This window comes from Pseudomonas xanthosomatis (genome assembly GCF_019139835.1).
GTDB classification, from domain to species: domain Bacteria; phylum Pseudomonadota; class Gammaproteobacteria; order Pseudomonadales; family Pseudomonadaceae; genus Aquipseudomonas; species Aquipseudomonas fakonensis.
On record NZ_CP077075.1, the window covers coordinates 4,556,636 to 4,577,190 of the forward strand.

Here is a 20,555-nt window from a genome sequence, read left to right on the forward strand (position 1 = left end):
TTCAGGGCCTGCGCTGTACCTGTGGGAGCGGGCTTGCCCGCGAAGAGGCCCGTACAGGCGACAAAGCCATCAGTGCTGCTCGCCGGCCCGCTTGAGCAGCTTCTTGCAGCGCTCCGACAAGTGCACCACCCGCAGGTGCTTGCCGGCCTTGGCATAGCGCTCACGCAAGGTCTTCAACGCGGCCACCGCCGAATAATCGACAAAGCTCAGGTGCTGGCAATCCAGGGTCACCTTGGCCGGGTCGCCCGCCGGGTCGAACTGGTTCAAAAATGGTGTGGTCGAGGCGAAGAACAGCGTGCCGTGCACCTGGTAATGCTTGCCGCCTTCGGCATCCTCGTGGCTGTCGGCATACAGCTCGCGCGCGTGCTGCCAGGCAAAGTTCACCGCTGCAATGACGATACCGAACAACACCGCCGTGGCCAGGTCGGTGAATACCGTCACCACGGTGACCGCGATGATCGCCAGCACATCGCTGACCGGCACCTTGTGCAGCACCCGCAGGGATGCCCAGGCGAAGGTCTGCTGGGCCACCACGAACATCACCCCCACCAGCGCCGCCAGCGGAATGCGCTCGATCAGCGGCGACAGGAACAGCACGAACAGCAGGATCATCACGCCCGCCGCCACTCCCGACAGCCGGCCACGGCCATTGGAGCTGAGGTTGATCACCGTCTGGCCGATCATCGCGCAGCCGCCCATGCCGCCGCACAGGCCCGAAACCATGTTCGCGGCGCCCAGCGCAACACATTCGCGATCCGGGAAGCCGCGGCTTTCGGTGATCTCGTCGGTGAGGTTGAGCGTGAGCAGGGTTTCCAGCAGGCCGACCATGGCCATCAACACTGCATACGGGGCGATGATCTTCAGGGTTTCGAGGTTCCACGGGATATCGGGCAGCGCCAGCCCCGGCAGGCCGCCGGCAATGTGCGCCATGTCACCGAGGGTGCGGGTGGGCAGGCCGAGCAGGTACACCAGCAGGCCAACGCCGAGAATGGCCACCAGCGCCGGCGGCACTGCGCGGGTGATCTTGGGCAGCACGTAGACCACCAGCATGGTCAGCGCCACCAGGCCGAGCATCAGGTATAGCGGCGCGCCGCTGAGCCAGTGCTCGCCGTCCTTGAAGTGCTCCAGCTGCGCCAGGGCAATGACGATGGCCAGGCCGTTGACGAAGCCGAGCATCACCGGGTAAGGCACCAGGCGCACCAGCTTGCCCAGGCGCAGCACGCCGAACAGGATCATCACCACCCCGCCCAGCAGCACCGTGGCCAGCAGATACTGGGCACCGTGCTGCACCACCAGGGCGACGATCACCACCGCCATGGAGCCGGCAGCGCCGGAGATCATCCCCGGGCGGCCGCCGAACAGCGCGGTCAGGGTGCAGATGATGAAGGCCCCGTACAGGCCCATCAGCGGGTTGAGGTGCGCCACCAGGGCAAAGGCGATGCACTCGGGCACCAAGGCGAACGAGGTGGTAAGGCCGGCAAGCAGGTCGGCGCGTAGGCGAGCGGGTTTCATTGAAGTCCTGAAAATTGGTGCAAGAGCTGTATCCCTGGAGGAGCGGGCTTGCCCGCGATAGCGTCGGCAGGGCCAATCTCGCCGCCTGATCGGACGCCATCGCGGGCAAGCCCGCCCCCACAGGGGCCGGGGCAAATCGGGCGGTGGGCGATGTTACGGAATTTGTCTGACAGCAGCCACCGCGCATTCATTCACACCCTTGTGATTCACACCCGGCAAGATGCTGACAAATTTGCCATCATGAGCATTCCACCCGCGGAGATCATGGACATGCCGCTACGCCCCCTCTTTGCCTCGCTGCTGCTGGCCGCCAGCCTGACCGCCCAGGCAGCCACCGAGGTCATCCCCCTGCAACACCGCGCCAGCACCGAGCTGCTGCCTGCTGCCCAGTCGTTCATCGGCAAGGACGGCACGGTCAGCACCTTCGAGGACAAGCTGATCGTCAACGCCCCGCAGCAACGCATCGACGACCTGCGCGCCCTGCTGCAGCAGCTCGATACCGCCCCCAAGCGCCTGCTGATCAGCGTCGACAACAACGACAGCAACTTCCAGGACAACCGCGGCAACGCACGGATCATCCGCTACGGCACCGCCAACCGCGAGGGCGGCCTGCAGCAGGTACAGGCCAGCGAAGGCCAGCCGGCGCTGATCCAGGTGGGCCAGAGCGTGCCCATTACCAGTACCTCCACCGACGGTTACGGGCGCATGCAAAGCAACACCGAATACCGCAACGTCACCCAAGGTTTCTACGTCACCCCACGCCTGAGCGGTGACACGGTTCGGCTGCAAATAAGCACCAATAATGACCGAATGAGCCAGGAACGTCCGGATGTAGTGAAAGTGCAAAGCACCGACACAACCGTTACCGGGCGCCTTGGCGAGTGGATCACCCTGGCAGGGTTCAATCAGCAGAGCCAGGCCGAACGCAGCGCGTCAAGCCTGAGTTATAGCACCCAGCGCGGTGAAAACATGACATTGCGTGTCAAAGTCGACCTGGCGGACTGAATCCAGGCAAATCAAGGCCTCGACCCAAGGCCTTGAAACTGACCCGTGAGTCGCATTAGACCAAAGATGTAGTAACCGCAAAAAAGCACTACAAAACATTTGACAGGGTGTTTTTGCCGAGGGCATGATGGCCTCGCTCCCGCTAATCAGAGGCCCTGGCAAGGGTCTTCGGAGCGCCCTCCCAGTACCCGCGGAGGCGCTTCGTGTCCATACGGCCCACAAGGCTGTTCGATGGGGTTGCGACTGCAACGAAGAAGTTGTCCCGAGGGACGGAAGCGCATCACCGCAGTACCGGCAACCGCATCGCACCGCAGCAAGGCATCCACGAGCCAACCTGCAGGGCACCGCCACGCCTGGGCTGCACACCCTTCCCCTTCGAGCCTTTTGCGTAAAGCAGCGCAATCTCCGGCCAGCCGCCAGGCACTCTGAGCCGCGTATCCGAGCATCAGCACAATTATTCTCAAGATCGATGCGACGAGGTTTATTTCCATGGCACTGACACGCGAACAGCAAATTGCAGCCCTCGAGAAAGACTGGGCCGAGAACCCGCGCTGGAAAGGCGTGACCCGTACCTACACCGCCGCCGATGTCGTTCGCCTGCGTGGCTCCCTGCAGCCGGAGCACACCCTGGCCCGCCAGGGCGCAGAAAAACTGTGGAAGCTGGTCACCCAGGGTGCCCACCCGTCCTTCCGCCCTGAAAAAGATTTCGTCAACTGCATGGGCGCCCTGACCGGCGGCCAGGCCGTACAACAGGTCAAGGCCGGCATCCAGGCTATCTACCTGTCGGGCTGGCAGGTGGCCGCCGACAACAACTCGGCCGAATCCATGTACCCCGACCAGTCGCTGTACCCGGTCGACTCGGTACCGACCGTGGTCAAGCGCATCAACAACTCGTTCCGCCGCGCCGACCAGATCCAGTGGAAAGCCGGCAAGAACCCGGGCGACGCTGGCTACATCGACTACTTCGCACCCATCGTGGCTGACGCCGAAGCCGGTTTCGGCGGCGTACTGAACGCCTACGAGCTGATGAAGAACATGATCGAAGCGGGCGCCGCCGGCGTGCACTTCGAAGACCAGCTGGCCTCGGTGAAAAAATGCGGCCACATGGGCGGCAAGGTACTGGTACCGACGCAAGAAGCCGTGCAAAAACTGGTCGCCGCCCGCCTGGCGGCCGACGTTGCCGGCGTGCCGACCATCATCCTGGCCCGTACCGACGCCAACGCCGCTGACCTGTTGACCAGCGACTGCGACCCGTACGACCAGCCGTTCGTGATTGGCGAGCGTACCCGTGAAGGCTTCTACAAGGTGCGCGCCGGCCTCGACCAGGCCATCGCCCGCGGCCTGGCCTACGCCCCGTACGCCGACCTGATCTGGTGCGAAACCGCCAAGCCCGACCTGGACGAGGCCCGCCGTTTCGCCGAGGCGATCAAGAAGGAATACCCGGACCAGCTGCTGTCGTACAACTGCTCGCCGTCCTTCAACTGGAAGAAGAACCTGGACGACGCCACCATCGCCAAGTTCCAGCGCGAGCTGTCGGCCATGGGCTACAAGCACCAGTTCATCACCCTGGCCGGCATCCACAACATGTGGCACGGCATGTTCAACCTGGCGCACGACTACGCCCGCAACGACATGACCGCCTACGTGAAGCTGCAGGAGCAGGAGTTCGCCGACGCCAGCAAGGGCTACACCTTCGTGGCGCACCAGCAGGAAGTGGGCACCGGCTACTTCGACGACATGACCACCGTGATCCAAGGTGGCGTTTCGTCGGTGACTGCACTGACTGGTTCGACCGAGGAAGAGCAGTTCCACTGAGTTTGGTGAGCGGTTGAGCAAGGCCCGGGGTTCGCGAGAATCCCGGGCCTTCTTCATTTTCAGGCTGAACACCACCCCCTGTAGGAGCGGCCTTGCCGGTGCGCCGGCAAAATTGCAGATCAGGTCTATCCTTGTGGCAGCACAGCCAGCAAGGACCGCCCATGCCCCGTCCAAGCCACCTGCTCCTGATTGCCGTCGCCGCAGCCGCCCTCTATCTATATGCACTGGCTACCGGCAACCCTCTGCTCGCCCTGCTGGCCAAACCCGTCCCGGTACTGGCCCTGATCGTCTGGCTGAGCATCTGCCCCGCCACTGCCTACCGCCGCTGGATCATGATCGGCTTGAGCTTCTCGGTACTCGGCGACCTCCTGCTGGCCATCCCCAAGGACCTGTTCGTGTTCGGCCTGGCCGCCTTTCTGTGCGCCCACCTGGCCTACCTGCGCGGCTACTGCAGCATCACCCTGCGCCCGGCCCTGCCGGCGCTGGCATTCGCCGTGCTGGTCGGCGGCGGCCTGTTCGCCCTGCTTGCCAGCCACGAGTTCGGCCCGCTGCTGATACCGGTGGCGCTGTACGCACTGGCCATCGGCGCCATGCTCTGGCGCGCCCTGGCCTGCAGCGGTGTCGCCGCACTGGGCGCCTGCGCCTTCGTGCTCTCCGACAGCCTGTTCGGCATCGACCGTTTCGTCAGCCCGTTCGCAGCGGCGCAGTACATGATCATCCTGCTGTATTGGCTCGGCCAGTGGCTGATCGCCACGTCCGCGAGCAGCGGCAAAACCGACAAAGCATTGACCCAGAGCGGTGCAGACAACTTGCGAAGCTGCTAGAACGAGACCTTTTCCCATTTGCAAGAGGGGCCAATCGCCAGTTGAACTTTGCAAGGCTCAGAACTGCTGAAAGAGTACAGATCAAGCCAAATGATATTAATTATCATTACACAACTAAGCCGCCGTTACGCGAGGTAAGAAACATAATTAACAAAACCGCACGCAATGCCCGAAACTCAAGGGTTTCAGCCAGTTACGAACGGTTTTTGTTCTTAAACCTACGAATAAATTTGCAACGGAAATTTTACTTGCAGTGGGTTTACCCATAAAATCAGCGCGATTGATTCAGCTGCGACATTTGGTCACTGCACCTGCGACAGCGCGTCGCCGCTCTACTTATTTCAGACTGCAGAGCTGGGTCTCTGTATAAGGATTTCTAGCATGTCCGATTCGGTAGGACTCATGGCCCACAACTGGGGCTTTGCCATCTTCCTCCTGGGTGTCGTCGGCCTGTGTGCCTTCATGCTCGGCCTGTCCAGCCTGCTCGGTAGCAAGGCCTGGGGCCGCGCCAAGAACGAACCCTTCGAATCCGGCATGCTGCCCGTCGGCAGCGCCCGCCTGCGCCTCTCCGCCAAATTCTATCTGGTCGCGATGCTGTTCGTGATCTTCGATATCGAAGCCCTCTTCCTGTATGCATGGTCTGTGTCCGTCCGCGAAAGCGGCTGGACCGGATTCGTCGAAGCACTCGTTTTCATAGCAATTCTGTTGGCAGGTCTTGTCTACCTTTGGCGCGTCGGGGCGCTCGATTGGGCTCCCGAAGGTCGCCGCAAGCGGCAAGCGAAGCTGAAACAATGAGGCTTTGGCATGCAATACAATCTCACCAGAATCGATCCGGATGCACCCAACGAGCAGTATCCGGTCGGTGAGCGGGAAACCGTCACCGATCAACTGCTAGAGGACCAGGTCCACAAGAACATCTACATGGGGAAACTCGAAGATGTGCTGCGTGGCGCGGTCAACTGGGGTCGCAAGAACTCCCTCTGGCCGTACAACTTCGGCCTGTCCTGCTGCTACGTGGAAATGACCACGGCCTTCACGGCACCCCACGACATCGCGCGCTTCGGCGCCGAAGTCATCCGGGCCTCGCCGCGTCAGGCCGACTTCATGGTCATCGCCGGTACCTGCTTCGTGAAAATGGCGCCGATCATCCAGCGCCTGTACGAGCAGATGCTCGAGCCCAAATGGGTCATCTCCATGGGTTCGTGCGCCAACTCCGGCGGCATGTACGACATCTACTCGGTCGTTCAGGGGGTCGACAAATTCCTCCCCGTGGACGTGTACGTGCCTGGCTGCCCGCCGCGCCCCGAAGCGTTCCTGCAAGGCTTGATGCTGCTGCAGGAGTCGATCGGCCAAGAACGACGCCCGCTTTCCTGGGTAGTTGGTGATCAAGGCATCTACCGTGCCGAAATGCCAGCCCAGAAGGACCTGCGTCGCGAACAGCGCATTGCGGTAACCAACCTGCGCAGCCCCGACGAAGTCTGATCCAGCGACCTGCCGCCCGCTCAGCGATGAGCCGGCGGCCTGGCTTCATTCTTAACGCTGACCCAAAGCGACCGAGACCATGACAGCGGACAACGCTATTTATATTCCGCCCTACAAGGCTGACGACCAGGATGTGGTCGTCGAACTGCACAACCGTTTTGGCGCCGACGCATTCGTCGCCCAGGAAACCCGCACCGGCATGCCGGTACTGTGGGTAAAACGCGCGCAACTCAAGGAAGTGCTGAGCTTCCTGCGTGGCGTGGCCAAGCCGTACAGCATGCTGTACGACCTGCACGGCGTCGACGAGCGCCTGCGCACCCAGCGCCGCGGCCTGCCCGCCGCCGACTTCAGCGTGTTCTACCACCTGCTGTCGGTCGAACGTAACAGCGACGTGATGATCAAGGTGTCGCTCAGCGAAGGCGACCTGAACCTGCCCACCGTGACCGGCATCTGGCCCAACGCCAACTGGTACGAGCGTGAAGTCTGGGACATGTTCGGCATCGACTTTGCTGGCCACCCGCACCTGAGCCGCATCATGATGCCGCCCACCTGGGAAGGCCACCCGCTGCGCAAGGACTACCCGGCGCGCGCCACCGAGTTCGACCCCTACAGCCTGACCCTGGCCAAGCAGCAGCTTGAAGAAGAGTCGGCGCGTTTCAACCCCGAAGCCTGGGGCATGAAGCGTTCGGGCGCCAACGAGGACTACATGTTCCTCAACCTGGGCCCCAACCACCCTTCGGCCCACGGTGCGTTCCGTATCGTGCTGCAGCTGGACGGTGAAGAGATCGTCGACTGCGTCCCGGACATCGGCTACCACCACCGTGGTGCCGAGAAAATGGCCGAGCGCCAGTCGTGGCACAGCTTCATCCCCTACACCGACCGTATCGACTACCTCGGCGGGGTGATGAACAACCTGCCGTACGTACTGGCGGTGGAGAAGCTGGCCGGCATTCAGGTGCCGCAAAAAGTCGACGTGATTCGCATCATGCTCGCCGAGTTCTTCCGCATCACCAGCCACCTGTTGTTCCTGGGTACCTACATCCAGGACGTCGGCGCCATGACCCCGGTGTTCTTCACCTTCACCGACCGCCAGCGCGCCTACACCGTGATCGAGGCGATCACCGGTTTCCGCCTGCACCCGGCCTGGTACCGCATCGGTGGCGTTGCCCACGACCTGCCGCGAGGCTGGGACAAGCTGGTCAAGGACTTCGTCGAATGGCTGCCCAAGCGCCTGGACGAATACACCAAGGCTGCCCTGCAGAACAGCATCCTCAAGGGCCGTACCATCGGCGTCGCCGCCTACAACACCAAGGAAGCGCTGGAATGGGGCACCACCGGTGCCGGCCTGCGCTCCACCGGTTGCGACTTCGACCTGCGTAAAGCGCGCCCCTACTCCGGCTACGAGAACTTCGAGTTCGAAGTGCCGCTGGCCCACAATGGCGATGCCTACGATCGCTGCATGGTCCGTGTCGAGGAGATGCGCCAGAGTATCCGCATCATCGACCAGTGCCTGCGCAACATGCCGGAAGGCCCGTACAAGGCGGACCACCCGCTGACCACGCCGCCGCCGAAAGAGCGCACCCTGCAGCACATCGAAACCCTGATCACCCACTTCCTGCAAGTCTCGTGGGGCCCGGTCATGCCGGCCAACGAGTCGTTCCAGATGATCGAGGCGACCAAGGGCATCAACAGTTACTACCTGACAAGCGATGGCGGCACCATGAGCTACCGCACCCGGATCCGCACGCCCAGCTACCCGCACCTGCAGCAGATCCCTTCGGTGATCAAAGGCAGCATGGTCGCGGACCTGATCGCGTACCTGGGCAGTATCGACTTCGTTATGGCTGACGTGGACCGCTAAGCATGAACAACACGCTTATCCAAACCGACCGTTTCGCCCTGAGCGAAACCGAGCGCTCGGCCATCGAGCACGAGATGCACCACTACGAGGACCCGCGCGCGGCGTCCATCGAAGCCCTGAAGATCGTGCAGAAAGAGCGCGGCTGGGTGCCGGACGGCGCCATCTACGCCATCGGCGAAGTGCTGGGTATCCCGGCCAGCGACGTCGAAGGCGTGGCCACCTTCTACAGCCAGATCTTCCGCCAGCCGGTCGGGCGCCACATCATCCGTGTGTGCGACAGCATGGTCTGCTACATAGGCGGCCACGAGTCGGTGGTCAGCCAGATCCAGAGCGAGCTGGGCATCGGCCTGGGCCAGACCACCGCAGACGGGCGCTTCACCCTGCTGCCAGTGTGCTGCCTGGGCAACTGCGACAAGGCTCCGGCACTGATGATCGACGACGACACCTTTGGCGACGTGCAACCTGCCGGCGTCACCAAGCTGCTGGAGGGTTACGTATGACCATCACTTCCTTCGGCCCGGCCAACCGCATTGCGCGCACCGCCGAAACCCACCCGCTGACCTGGCGCCTACGTGACGACGGCGAGCCGGTGTGGCTTGCCGAGTACGAATCGAAAAACGGCTATGCCGCCGCGCGCAAGGCGCTGGCCGACATGTCCGCCGACGACATCGTGCAGAGCGTCAAGGACTCCGGCCTCAAGGGCCGTGGCGGCGCGGGCTTCCCCACTGGCGTGAAGTGGGGCCTGATGCCCAAAGACGAATCCATGAACATCCGCTACCTGCTGTGCAACGCGGATGAAATGGAGCCCAACACCTGGAAGGACCGCATGCTGATGGAGCAACAGCCCCATCTGCTGGTCGAGGGCATGCTGATCAGCGCCCGCGCCCTGAAGGCCTACCGTGGCTACATCTTCCTGCGTGGCGAATACACCACCGCGGCGAAGAACCTCAACCGCGCCATCGACGAAGCCAAGGCTGCAGGCCTGCTGGGCAAGAACATCCTGGGCAGCGGTTTTGACTTCGAGCTGTTCGTGCACACCGGTGCCGGGCGTTACATCTGCGGTGAAGAAACCGCACTGATCAACTCCCTCGAAGGCCGCCGCGCCAACCCGCGCTCCAAGCCACCCTTCCCTGCCGCCGTTGGCGTGTGGGGCAAGCCGACCTGCGTGAACAACGTCGAGACCCTGTGCAACGTGCCGGCCATCGTCGCCAACGGCAACGACTGGTACAAGTCGCTGGCCCGCGAAGGCAGTGAAGACCACGGCACCAAGCTGATGGGCTTCTCCGGCAAGGTGAAGAACCCGGGCCTGTGGGAACTGCCGTTCGGCGTTACCGCCCGCGAGCTGTTCGAAGACTACGCCGGTGGCATGCGCGACGGTTTCAAGCTCAAGTGCTGGCAGCCAGGCGGCGCCGGTACCGGCTTCCTGCTGCCCGAGCACCTGGACGCACAAATGTACGCCGGCGGCATCGCCAAGGTCGGCACCCGTATGGGTACTGGCCTGGCCATGGCGGTGGATGACAGCGTCAACATGGTCTCGCTACTGCGCAACATGGAAGAGTTCTTCGCCCGCGAATCCTGCGGCTGGTGCACCCCGTGCCGCGACGGCCTGCCATGGAGCGTGAAGATGCTGCGCTCGCTGGAAGCCGGCCAGGGCCGCGCCGAAGACATCGAGACCCTGCTGGGTCTGGTCAACTTCCTCGGCCCCGGCCGCACCTTCTGTGCTCACGCACCGGGTGCCGTCGAGCCACTGGGCAGTGCCATCAAATACTTCCGCTCGGAGTTCGAGGCCGGTGTGGCGCCTGAAAGCGCCGGCACCCTGCGCCCGAACCTGGCGAAGCCGATTGTAGTCGGCGCATAAAAAGATAGAGCGCGGGTGGTCCGTGCCACCCGCCGGCCTTGCAGGCTCGCCGTAAAGATTGGCGATGAGCCGCAGGCCCACCGATTTCCATTAGCCACGCCCGCTCACGCGGGCCAACGAAGAACTTTGAACCATGGCCACTATCCACGTAGACGGCAAAGCGCTCGAAGTCAACGGTGCAGACAACCTGTTACAGGCGTGTCTGTCGCTCGGCCTCGACATCCCTTATTTCTGCTGGCACCCGGCGCTCGGAAGCGTCGGCGCCTGCCGGCAATGTGCGGTCAAGCAGTACACCGACGAGAACGACACCCGTGGTCGGATCGTCATGTCCTGCATGACCCCTGCCTCCGACGGCACCTGGATCTCCATCGAAGATGAAGAGTCCAAGGCGTTTCGCGCCAGCGTCGTCGAGTGGCTGATGACCAACCACCCGCACGACTGCCCGGTGTGCGAGGAAGGCGGTCACTGCCACCTGCAGGACATGACGGTAATGACCGGCCACAACGAGCGCCGTTACCGTTTCACCAAGCGTACCCACCAGAACCAGGACCTCGGCCCGTTCATCGCCCACGAGATGAACCGCTGCATCGCCTGCTATCGCTGCGTACGCTACTACAAGGACTACGCCGGCGGCACCGACCTGGGTGTGTACGGCGCCCACGACAACGTGTACTTCGGTCGCGTTGAAGACGGCGTGCTGGAAAGCGAGTTCTCCGGCAACCTCACCGAGGTCTGCCCGACCGGTGTGTTCACCGACAAGACCCACTCCGAGCGCTACAACCGCAAGTGGGACATGCAGTTTGCCCCAAGCATCTGCCACGGCTGCTCCAGCGGCTGCAACATCAGCCCCGGCGAGCGCTACGGCGAACTGCGCCGCATCGAGAACCGCTTCAACGGCTCGGTGAACCAGTACTTCCTGTGCGACCGTGGCCGCTTCGGCTATGGCTACGTCAACAGCAAGGACCGCCCGCGCCAGCCACTGCTGGCCGATGGCAGCAAGCTGTCCCTCGACGCCGCCCTGGACAAAGCCGCCGACCTGCTGCGCGGCCGCACCATCGTCGGTATCGGCTCGCCGCGCGCAAGCCTCGAGAGCAACTACGGCCTGCGTGAGCTGGTCGGCGCCGAGTACTTCTATTCGGGTATGGAAGCTGGCGAGCTGGCCCGCGTGCGCCTGGCGCTGGACGTGCTGAACAACAGCCCGCTGCCCGTACCGACCCTGCGTGACATCGAAGACCACGACGCAGTATTCGTGCTCGGTGAAGACCTCACGCAAACCGCCGCCCGCATGGCCCTGGCCGTGCGCCAGGCGACCAAGGGCAAGGCCGAAGCCATGGCCGACGCCATGCGCGTACAGCCTTGGCTGGACGCTGCGGTGAAGAACATCGGCCAGCACGCGCTGTACCCGCTGTTCATCGCATCCTTGGCTGAAACCAAGCTCGACGACGTCGCCGAAGAGTGTGTGCACGCAGCCCCTGCGGACCTGGCCCGTATCGGTTTCGCCGTGGCCCACGCCATCGATCCGAGCGCGCCTGCCGTCGAAGGCCTGGACAGCGAAGCCAAGGCCCTGGCCCAGCGCATCGCCGATGCCCTGGTCGCGGCCAACCGCCCGCTGGTGGTTGCCGGTGCATCGCTGGCAGAACCTGCGCTGATCGAAGCCGCCGCCAACATCGCCAAGGCGCTGAAGCTGCGCGAGAAGAACGGCTCGCTGACCCTGGTCGTCCCTGAGGCCAACAGCCTCGGCATGGCGATGATGGGCGGTGAGTCCGTCGACGCTGCGCTGGATGCGGTAATCAGCGGCAAGGCCGATGCCATCGTGGTGCTGGAAAACGACCTGTACACCCGCGTGCCGGCCGCCAAGGTCGACGCCGCCCTGGCCGCAGCCAAGGTAGTCATCGTCGCCGACCACACCAGGACCGCCACCCTGGAGCGCGCCCACCTGGTGCTGCCGGCGGCCTCGTTCGCCGAAGGCGACGGCACCCTGGTCAGCCAGGAAGGCCGCGCCCAGCGCTTCTTCCAGGTGTTCGACCCGCAGTACCTGGACAGCAGCATCCAGATCCACGAAGGCTGGCGCTGGATGCACGCCCTGCGTGCGACCCTGCTGAACAAGCCGGTGGACTGGACCCAGCTGGACCACGTCACCAGCGCCTGCGCCGAAGCCGCCCCGCAACTGGCCGGCATCGTCAATGCAGCGCCAAGCGCCGCGTTCCGCATCAAGGGCATGAAACTGGCCCGCGAGCCGCTGCGCTACTCCGGGCGTACCGCCATGCGCGCCAACATCAGCGTGCACGAGCCGCGCACCCCGCAAGACAAGGACACCGCGTTCGCCTTCTCGATGGAAGGCTATTCGGGTTCGGCCGAACCGCGCCAGCAGGTGCCGTTCGCCTGGTCGCCGGGCTGGAACTCGCCGCAAGCCTGGAACAAGTTCCAGGACGAGGTCGGTGGCCACCTGCGTGCCGGTGACCCGGGCGTGCGCCTGATCGAGTCGCAAGGCGACCGCCTGAGCTGGTTCAGCGCCATCCCGGCTGCCTTCAACCCGGCCCGTGGCACCTGGACTGCGGTACCGTTCTTCCACCTGTTCGGCAGTGAAGAGAACTCTTCGCGCGCCACCCCGGTGCAGGAGCGCATCCCGGCCCCTTACGTGGCATTGGCCAAGTCCGAGGCCGACCGCCTGGGCGTCAACGACGGCGCCCTGCTGAGCCTGAACGTCGCAGGCCACGCGCTGCGCCTGCCGCTGCGTATCAATGAACAACTGGGCGCTGGCCTGGTTGCGTTGCCCAAAGGCCTGGCCGGCATTCCGCCTGCCATCTTCGGTGCATCCGTCGAAGGCCTGCAGGAGGCAGCACAATGAGCTGGTTCACCCCCGAAGTGATCGATGTGATCATTCAGGTCGTCAAGGCCATCGTGGTGCTGCTGGCCGTGGTGGTCTGCGGCGCCCTGCTCAGCTTCGTCGAGCGTCGCCTGCTGGGCTGGTGGCAGGACCGTTACGGCCCGAACCGCGTTGGCCCGTTCGGCATGTTCCAGATCGCTGCCGACATGCTGAAGATGTTCTTCAAGGAAGACTGGAACCCGCCCTTCGTCGACAAGATGATCTTCACCCTGGCGCCGGTCGTGGCCATGAGCGCCCTGCTCATCGGCTTCTCGATCATTCCGATCAGCCCGGGCTGGGGCGTTGCCGACCTGAACATCGGCCTGCTGTTCTTCTTCGCCATGGCGGGTCTTTCGGTGTACGCGGTGCTGTTCGCCGGCTGGTCGTCGAACAACAAGTACGCCCTGTTGGGCAGCTTGCGTGCTTCGGCGCAGACCGTGTCGTACGAAGTATTCCTGGGCCTGGCGCTGATGGGCGTGGTGGTACAGGTGGGCTCGTTCAACATGCGCGACATCGTTGAGTACCAGGCCCAGAACCTGTGGTTCATCATTCCGCAGTTCTTCGGCTTCTGCACCTTCTTCATCGCTGGTGTCGCCGTGACTCACCGTCACCCGTTCGACCAGCCGGAAGCGGAACAGGAACTGGCCGACGGCTACCACATCGAGTATGCCGGCATGAAATGGGGCATGTTCTTCGTCGGTGAATACATCGGCATCATCCTGATCTCGGCGCTGCTGGTAACCCTGTTCTTCGGTGGCTGGCACGGCCCGTTCGGCATCCTGCCGCAGGTGCCGTTCCTGTGGTTCGCCCTGAAGACCGCGTTCTTCATCATGCTGTTCATCCTGCTGCGCGCCTCGATCCCGCGCCCACGCTATGACCAGGTGATGGACTTCAGCTGGAAGTTCTGCCTGCCGCTGACCCTGATCAATTTGCTGGTGACCGCTGCGATCGTGCTTTACAACACGCCAGCCGTCGCGGCCCAGTGAGGATTTGACCCATGTTCAAATATATCGGCGACATCGTTAAGGGCACCGGCACACAGCTGCGCAGCCTGGCCATGGTGTTCTCCCACGGGTTCCGCAAGCGCGACACCCTGCAGTACCCCGAAGAACCCGTGTACCTGCCGCCGCGCTATCGCGGCCGCATCGTCCTCACCCGCGACCCCGACGGCGAAGAGCGCTGCGTGGCGTGCAACCTCTGCGCGGTGGCCTGCCCGGTGGGCTGCATCTCGCTGCAGAAGGCAGAAACCGAGGACGGCCGTTGGTACCCCGAGTTCTTCCGCATCAACTTCTCGCGTTGCATCTTCTGCGGCTTGTGTGAAGAGGCGTGCCCGACCACCGCGATCCAGCTCACTCCGGATTTCGAAATGGCCGAGTTCAAGCGTCAGGACCTGGTGTACGAGAAAGAAGATCTGCTGATCTCCGGCCCCGGCAAAAACCCTGACTACAACTTCTACCGTGTTGCGGGCATGGCAATCGCTGGCAAGCCGAAAGGCGCTGCGCAGAACGAAGCCGAGCCGATCAACGTGAAGAGCTTGCTCCCATAAGGACAGAAAGATGGAATTCGCTTTCTACTTCGCATCCGGGATCGCCGTGGTCTCCACCCTTCGGGTGGTTACCGGCACCAACCCTGTGCACGCCCTGCTCTACCTGATCATTTCGCTGATCTCCGTGGCGATGATCTTCTTCTCCCTCGGTGCGCCGTTTGCCGGCGCCCTGGAAGTGATCGCCTACGCCGGCGCCATCATGGTGCTGTTCGTCTTCGTGGTGATGATGCTCAACCTCGGGCCGGCCTCGGTCGCCCAGGAGCGCGGTTGGCTCAAGCCCGGCATCTGGGCGGGGCCGGTGATTCTCGCCGCCCTGCTGCTGCTGGAGCTGCTCTACGTGCTGTTCGCCAACCCGACCGGCGCTGCCATCAGCGGTACCACCGTCAGCGCCAAAGAGGTTGGCATCAGCCTGTTCGGCCCGTACCTGCTGGTGGTTGAACTGGCCTCGATGCTGCTGCTCGCCGCAGCCGTCACCGCCTTCCACCTGGGCCGCGTTGAGGCGAAGGAGTAAATCATGGGTGCTATCCCTCTCGAGCATGGTCTGGCGGTCGCCGGCATCCTGTTCTGCTTAGGTCTGGTTGGCCTGATGGTCCGCCGCAACATCCTCTTCGTGCTCATGAGCCTGGAAGTCATGATGAACGCTGCTGCCCTGGCGTTCATCGTCGCCGGTGCCCGTTGGGTCCAGCCCGACGGCCAGGTGATGTTCATTCTGGTGATCAGCCTGGCAGCCGCCGAGGCCAGCATTGGCCTGGCGATCCTGCTGCAGCTGTATCGCCGCTTCCACACTCTCGACATCGATGCTGCCAGTGAGATGCGCGGATGAACCTACTCTTCCTGACTTTCGTCTTCCCCCTGATCGGCTTCTTGCTGCTGTCGTTCTCGCGCGGGCGGTTCTCCGAGAACCTCTCGGCGCTGATCGGCGTCGGCTCGGTGGGCCTCTCGGCGGCCACCGCCGCCTACGTGATCTGGCAGTTCAACGTTGCCCCGCCTGAGGGCGGCGCCTACAGCCAGTTGCTGTGGCAGTGGATGTCGGTGGACGGCTTCGCGCCGAACTTCACCCTGTACCTGGATGGCCTGTCGGTCACCATGCTGGGCGTGGTTACCGGCGTGGGCTTCCTGATCCACCTGTTCGCTTCCTGGTACATGCGTGGCGAAGCCGGCTACTCGCGCTTCTTCTCGTACACCAACCTGTTCATCGCCAGCATGCTGTTCCTGATCCTGGGCGATAACCTGCTGTTCATCTACTTCGGCTGGGAAGGCGTGGGCCTGTGCTCGTACCTGTTGATCGGTTTCTACTACAGCAACCGCAACAACGGTAACGCGGCGCTCAAGGCGTTCATCGTCACCCGCATCGGCGACGTGTTCATGGCCATCGGCCTGTTCATCCTGTTCGCCCAGCTGGGCACGCTGAACGTGCAGGAACTGCTGGTGCTGGCACCGCAGAAGTTCCAGGCCGGTGACACCTGGATGGTGCTGGCCACCCTGATGCTGCTGGGTGGCGCGGTCGGTAAATCGGCCCAGCTGCCACTGCAGACCTGGCTGGCCGACGCGATGGCAGGCCCGACCCCGGTTTCGGCACTGATCCACGCCGCCACCATGGTGACCGCGGGCGTGTACCTGATCGCCCGTACCAACGGCCTGTTCCTGCTGGCCCCGGACATCCTGCACCTTGTAGGTGTGGTGGGTGGCGTCACTCTCGTGCTGGCCGGTTTTGCCGCGCTGGTGCAGACCGACATCAAGCGTATCCTCGCCTACTCGACCATGAGCCAGATCGGCTACATGTTCCTCGCGCTTGGCGTTGGTGCCTGGGATGCGGCGATCTTCCACCTGATGACCCACGCCTTCTTCAAGGCCCTGCTGTTCCTTGCCTCGGGTGCGGTGATCGTTGCCTGCCACCACGAGCAGAACATCTTCAAGATGGGCGGCCTGTGGAAGAAGCTGCCGTTGGCCTACGCAAGCTTCGTGGTCGGTGGCGCAGCGCTGGCTGCATTGCCGATCCTGACCGTAGGCTTCTACTCCAAGGATGAAATTCTTTGGGAAGCCTTCGCCAGCGGCAACAGCGGCCTGCTGTATGCCGGCCTGGTCGGGGCGTTCATGACCTCGCTGTACACCTTCCGCCTGATCTTCATCGCCTTCCACGGCGAAGCCAAGACCGAAGCCCACGCCGGCCACGGCATCAGCCACTGGCTGCCGCTGGGCGTGCTGATCGTGCTGTCGACCTTCGTTGGCGCATGGATTCACCCGCCGCTGGCAGGTGTGCTGCCTGAAAGCGCCGGCCACGCCGGTGGCGAAGCCAAGCACTCGCTGGAAATCGCCTCGGGCGCCATCGCGATTGCCGGTATCCTGCTGTCGGCCCTGTTGTTCCTGGGCAAGCGCAGCTTCGTCAGCAGCATCGCCAACAGCGGCATCGGCCGTGTGCTGTCGGCCTGGTGGTTCGCCGCCTGGGGCTTCGACTGGATCTACGACAAGCTGTTCGTCAAACCTTACCTGCTGATCAGCCACGTCCTGCGCAAGGACCCGGTTGACCGCAGCATCGGCCTGATTCCTCGCCTGGCGCGCGGCGGCAACGTCGCCATGAGCAAGACCGAGACTGGCCAGCTGCGCTGGTACACCGCTTCGATCGCCGTTGGCGCAGTGCTGGTACTCGGCGCTGTGGTATTGGCTGCGGTAAACCCATGAACCTTGCGAACCTTGCGACTCTGCGAAAGGAAACCAACCCGTCATGATTTTGCCTTGGCTGATCCTGATCCCCTTCATCGGCGGCCTGCTGTGCTGGCTAGGTGAGCGCTTCGGCGCCACCCTGCCGCGCTGGATCGCGCTGCTGACCATGTCCCTGCTGCTCGGCATCGGCCTGTACCTGTGGGCTAACGGCGACTACACCCTGGCCCCTGCACCGGGCGCCGAGCCTGCCTGGGCCCTGGAATACAAAGTCCAGTGGATCCAGCGCTTCGGCATCAGCATCCACCTGGCCCTCGACGGCCTGTCGCTGCTGATGATCCTGCTGACCGGCCTGCTCGGCGTGCTGTCGGTGCTGTGCTCGTGGAAAGAGATCCAGCGCCACGTCGGCTTCTTCCACCTCAACCTGATGTGGATTCTGGGCGGCGTGGTCGGTGTGTTCCTGGCACTGGACCTGTTCCTGTTCTTCTTCTTCTGGGAAATGATGCTGGTGCCGATGTACTTCCTCATCGCGCTCTGGGGCCATAGCTCGGCAGACGGCAAGAAGACCCGGATCTACGCGGCGACCAAGTTCTTCATCTTCACCCAGGCCAGCGGCCTGATCATGCTGGTGGCGATCCTGGGCCTGGTGCTGGTGAACTACAACACCACTGGTGTGCTCACCTTCAACTACAGCGACCTGCTCAAGGCCGAGCTGCCGCCTGGCGTTGAATACGTGCTGATGCTGGGCTTCTTCATCGCCTTTGCGGTGAAACTGCCGGTCGTACCCTTCCACTCCTGGCTGCCGGACGCCCACGCCCAGGCACCGACCGCCGGCTCCGTGGACCTGGCGGGCATCCTGCTGAAGACCGCGGCCTACGGCCTGTTGCGCTTCGCCCTGCCGCTGTTCCCCAACGCCTCGGCCGAGTTTGCGCCGATCGCCATGACCCTGGGCCTGATCGGTATTTTCTACGGCGCCTTCCTGGCCTTTGCACAGACCGACATCAAGCGCCTGATCGCCTTCTCCAGCGTTTCGCACATGGGCTTCGTGCTGATCGGCATCTACTCCGGCAGCCAGCAAGCGCTGCAGGGCGCGGTGATCCAGATGCTCGCCCACGGCCTGTCGGCTGCGGCGCTGTTCATCCTGTCCGGCCAGCTGTACGAGCGCCTGCACACCCGTGACATGCGCCAGATGGGCGGCCTGTGGCACCGCATCGCGTATCTTCCGGCCATCAGCCTGTTCTTTGCCGCCGCGTCCCTGGGCCTGCCGGGTACCGGCAACTTCGTCGGCGAGTTCCTGATCCTGATCGGCAGCTTCGCCCATGTGCCATGGATCACCGTGATCGCCACCACCGGCCTGGTATTCGGTTCGGTCTACTCGCTGATCATGATCCACCGCGCCTACTTCGGCCCGGCCAAGGCCGACACCGTGCTGGCCGGCATGGACAGCCGCGAGCTGATCATGGTGCTGGGCCTGGCCGTGCTGCTGATCGTGCTGGGCGTGTACCCGCAGCCGTTCCTCGACACCTCTGCCGCCACCATGAGCGGTGTGCAGCAGTGGCTCGGTTCCGCTTTCACTCAACTCGCTTCGGCCCGGTAAGAGCGCTATGGAATTCACCACTCAACACTTCATCGCATTGGCGCCGATGCTGATCACCACCATCACCACGGTGGTGGTGATGCTGGCGATCGCCTGGAAGCGCAACCACTCGCAGACCTTCCTGCTGTCCACCGTGGGCCTGAACCTGGCCCTGCTGTCGATCTTGCCGGCCCTGAAGGTCGCACCGCTGGCGGTCACGACGCTTGTGACCATCGACAAGTTCGCCTGCCTGTACATGGCGATCATCCTGATCGCCACGCTGGCCTGCGTGACCCTCGCCCATGCTTACCTGGGCGAAGGCTCCAAGGGCTTCCCGGGCAACCGTGAAGAGCTGTACCTGCTGCTGCTGATGTCGGCACTCGGTGGCCTGGTGCTGGTCAGCGCCAACCACCTGGCAGGCCTGTTCATCGGCCTGGAGCTGCTGTCGGTGGCGGTCTACGGCCTGGTGGCGTACGCCTTCTTCAACAAGCGCTCGCTGGAAGCCGGCATCAAGTATATGGTGCTGTCGGCCGCAGGTTCTGCCTTCCTGCTGTTCGGCATGGCGCTGCTGTACGCCGATGCCGGCGCGCTGACCTTCGACCAGCTGGGCAAGGCCCTGGCCGCTACCAGCATGCCGAGCCTGCTGGCGCAACTGGGCCTGGGCATGATGCTGGTAGGCCTGGCCTTCAAGCTGTCGCTGGTGCCGTTCCACCTGTGGACCCCGGACGTGTACGAAGGCGCCCCGGCGCCGGTGGCCGCGTTCCTGGCCACCGCCAGCAAGGTGGCGGTGTTCGCCGTGGTGGTACGCCTGTTCATGCTCTCCCCTGCTGCCAGCAGCGGCGTGCTGAGCACCGTACTGGCGGTCATCGCCGTCGCTTCGATCATCGTCGGCAACCTGCTGGCGCTGACCCAGAGCAACCTCAAGCGCCTGCTGGGTTACTCGTCGATCGCCCACTTCGGCTACCTGGTCATTGCACTGGTAGCCAGCAAGGGCCTGGCCATGGAAGCCATGGGTGTATACCTGGTCACCTACGTGATCACCAGCCTCGGCGCCTTCGGCGTGATTACCCTGATGTCCTCGCCGTACGCCGGCCGTGACGCCGATGCGCTGTACGAATACCGCGGCCTGTTCTGGCGCCGTCCGTACCTGACCGCGGTGCTGACCGTAATGATGCTGTCGCTGGCAGGCATCCCGCTGACGGCTGGCTTCATCGGCAAGTTCTACATCATCGCCACCGGCGTCGAGTCGCACCTGTGGTGGCTGGTCGGCGCTCTGGTGATCGGCAGCGCCATCGGCGTTTACTACTACCTGCGGGTCATGGTCACCCTGTACCTGGTGGAGCCGAACCTGCGTCGCCACGACGCCCCGCTGAAGTGGGAGCAGCGCACCGGCGGTGTAATGCTGCTGGCCATCGCCATCCTTGCCTTCGTGCTGGGCGTCTACCCGCAGCCGCTGCTGGAAATGGTGCAGCAGGCCGGGCTGCAACTGATCGGCTGATCGGCCTCAGGCGTCACAAAAACACCCCGCTCATGCGGGGTGTTTTTTTATCTG

The 20,555-nt window shown here is 63.5% G+C and carries 17 protein-coding genes; 16 read left to right on the top strand and 1 reads right to left on the bottom strand.

Annotated elements, in window-relative coordinates:
• Positions 1–69 precede the first annotated feature (69 nt).
• Positions 70–1,512 carry a SulP family inorganic anion transporter gene (locus KSS93_RS20050; protein ID WP_217885663.1) on the bottom strand — a complete coding sequence of 481 codons (1,443 nt, stop codon included), beginning with the start codon at positions 1,510–1,512 and terminating at the stop codon, positions 70–72.
• Positions 1,513–1,752: 240 nt separating this feature from the next.
• On the opposite strand from KSS93_RS20050, the gene KSS93_RS20055 reads away from it, so the two are divergent.
• From KSS93_RS20055 to nuoN, 16 genes are all read left to right on the top strand, one after another.
• On the top strand, positions 1,753–2,517 hold the full coding sequence (locus KSS93_RS20055) for a secretin GspD/PilQ domain-containing protein (protein ID WP_217885664.1): 765 nt from the start codon (positions 1,753–1,755) through the stop codon (positions 2,515–2,517).
• A 489-nt stretch (positions 2,518–3,006) separates the two neighbouring features.
• Positions 3,007–4,332, top strand: a complete 1,326-nt coding sequence (gene aceA, locus KSS93_RS20060; protein ID WP_217885665.1) for an isocitrate lyase — start codon at positions 3,007–3,009, stop codon at positions 4,330–4,332.
• Positions 4,333–4,493: 161 nt separating this feature from the next.
• On the top strand, positions 4,494–5,156 hold the full coding sequence (locus tag KSS93_RS20065; RefSeq protein WP_217885666.1) for a lysoplasmalogenase: 663 nt from the start codon (positions 4,494–4,496) through the stop codon (positions 5,154–5,156).
• Between the two features lie 381 nt (positions 5,157–5,537).
• Positions 5,538–5,951 carry an NADH-quinone oxidoreductase subunit A gene (locus KSS93_RS20070; RefSeq protein ID WP_217839350.1) on the top strand — a complete coding sequence of 138 codons (414 nt, stop codon included), beginning with the start codon at positions 5,538–5,540 and terminating at the stop codon, positions 5,949–5,951.
• A gap of 9 nt (positions 5,952–5,960) precedes the next feature.
• On the top strand, positions 5,961–6,638 hold the full coding sequence (locus tag KSS93_RS20075) for a NuoB/complex I 20 kDa subunit family protein (RefSeq protein ID WP_008096180.1): 678 nt from the start codon (positions 5,961–5,963) through the stop codon (positions 6,636–6,638).
• A gap of 79 nt (positions 6,639–6,717) precedes the next feature.
• Positions 6,718–8,499: an NADH-quinone oxidoreductase subunit C/D gene (gene nuoC / locus KSS93_RS20080; RefSeq protein WP_217839351.1), complete on the top strand. Its 1,782-nt coding sequence runs from the start codon at positions 6,718–6,720 to the stop codon at positions 8,497–8,499.
• 2 nt (positions 8,500–8,501) lie between these two features.
• Entirely contained in the window at positions 8,502–8,999 is a 498-nt protein-coding gene (gene nuoE, locus KSS93_RS20085) for an NADH-quinone oxidoreductase subunit NuoE (RefSeq protein ID WP_130264067.1), read from the top strand.
• Positions 8,996–10,357: an NADH-quinone oxidoreductase subunit NuoF gene (nuoF, locus tag KSS93_RS20090; protein WP_217885667.1), complete on the top strand. Its 1,362-nt coding sequence runs from the start codon at positions 8,996–8,998 to the stop codon at positions 10,355–10,357. Before nuoE ends, nuoF begins: the two co-directional genes overlap by 4 nt.
• Before the next feature lie 133 nt (positions 10,358–10,490).
• Positions 10,491–13,205, top strand: coding sequence for an NADH-quinone oxidoreductase subunit NuoG (gene nuoG / locus KSS93_RS20095; RefSeq protein WP_217885668.1), 2,715 nt, complete (start codon positions 10,491–10,493; stop codon positions 13,203–13,205).
• The gene (gene nuoH / locus KSS93_RS20100) at positions 13,202–14,209 is read left to right on the top strand and encodes an NADH-quinone oxidoreductase subunit NuoH (RefSeq protein WP_217839354.1); all 1,008 of its coding nucleotides are present in this window, start codon (positions 13,202–13,204) and stop codon (positions 14,207–14,209) included. Before nuoG ends, nuoH begins: the two co-directional genes overlap by 4 nt.
• 11 nt (positions 14,210–14,220) lie before the next feature.
• Positions 14,221–14,769: an NADH-quinone oxidoreductase subunit NuoI gene (nuoI, locus tag KSS93_RS20105; protein ID WP_016488223.1), complete on the top strand. Its 549-nt coding sequence runs from the start codon at positions 14,221–14,223 to the stop codon at positions 14,767–14,769.
• A 10-nt stretch (positions 14,770–14,779) separates the two neighbouring features.
• Positions 14,780–15,280, top strand: coding sequence for an NADH-quinone oxidoreductase subunit J (nuoJ, locus tag KSS93_RS20110; RefSeq protein WP_217885669.1), 501 nt, complete (start codon positions 14,780–14,782; stop codon positions 15,278–15,280).
• A 3-nt stretch (positions 15,281–15,283) separates the two neighbouring features.
• Positions 15,284–15,592 carry an NADH-quinone oxidoreductase subunit NuoK gene (nuoK, locus tag KSS93_RS20115; protein ID WP_023631349.1) on the top strand — a complete coding sequence of 103 codons (309 nt, stop codon included), beginning with the start codon at positions 15,284–15,286 and terminating at the stop codon, positions 15,590–15,592.
• Positions 15,589–17,448 carry an NADH-quinone oxidoreductase subunit L gene (gene nuoL, locus KSS93_RS20120; RefSeq protein ID WP_217885670.1) on the top strand — a complete coding sequence of 620 codons (1,860 nt, stop codon included), beginning with the start codon at positions 15,589–15,591 and terminating at the stop codon, positions 17,446–17,448. The genes nuoK and nuoL overlap by 4 nt, the downstream gene beginning before the upstream one ends.
• Positions 17,449–17,491: 43 nt before the next feature.
• Positions 17,492–19,024, top strand: a complete 1,533-nt coding sequence (gene nuoM / locus KSS93_RS20125) for an NADH-quinone oxidoreductase subunit M (RefSeq protein WP_217885671.1) — start codon at positions 17,492–17,494, stop codon at positions 19,022–19,024.
• Positions 19,025–19,031: 7 nt separating this feature from the next.
• On the top strand, positions 19,032–20,501 hold the full coding sequence (gene nuoN, locus KSS93_RS20130; protein WP_217885672.1) for an NADH-quinone oxidoreductase subunit NuoN: 1,470 nt from the start codon (positions 19,032–19,034) through the stop codon (positions 20,499–20,501).
• The last annotated feature ends 54 nt before the right edge of the window (positions 20,502–20,555 follow it).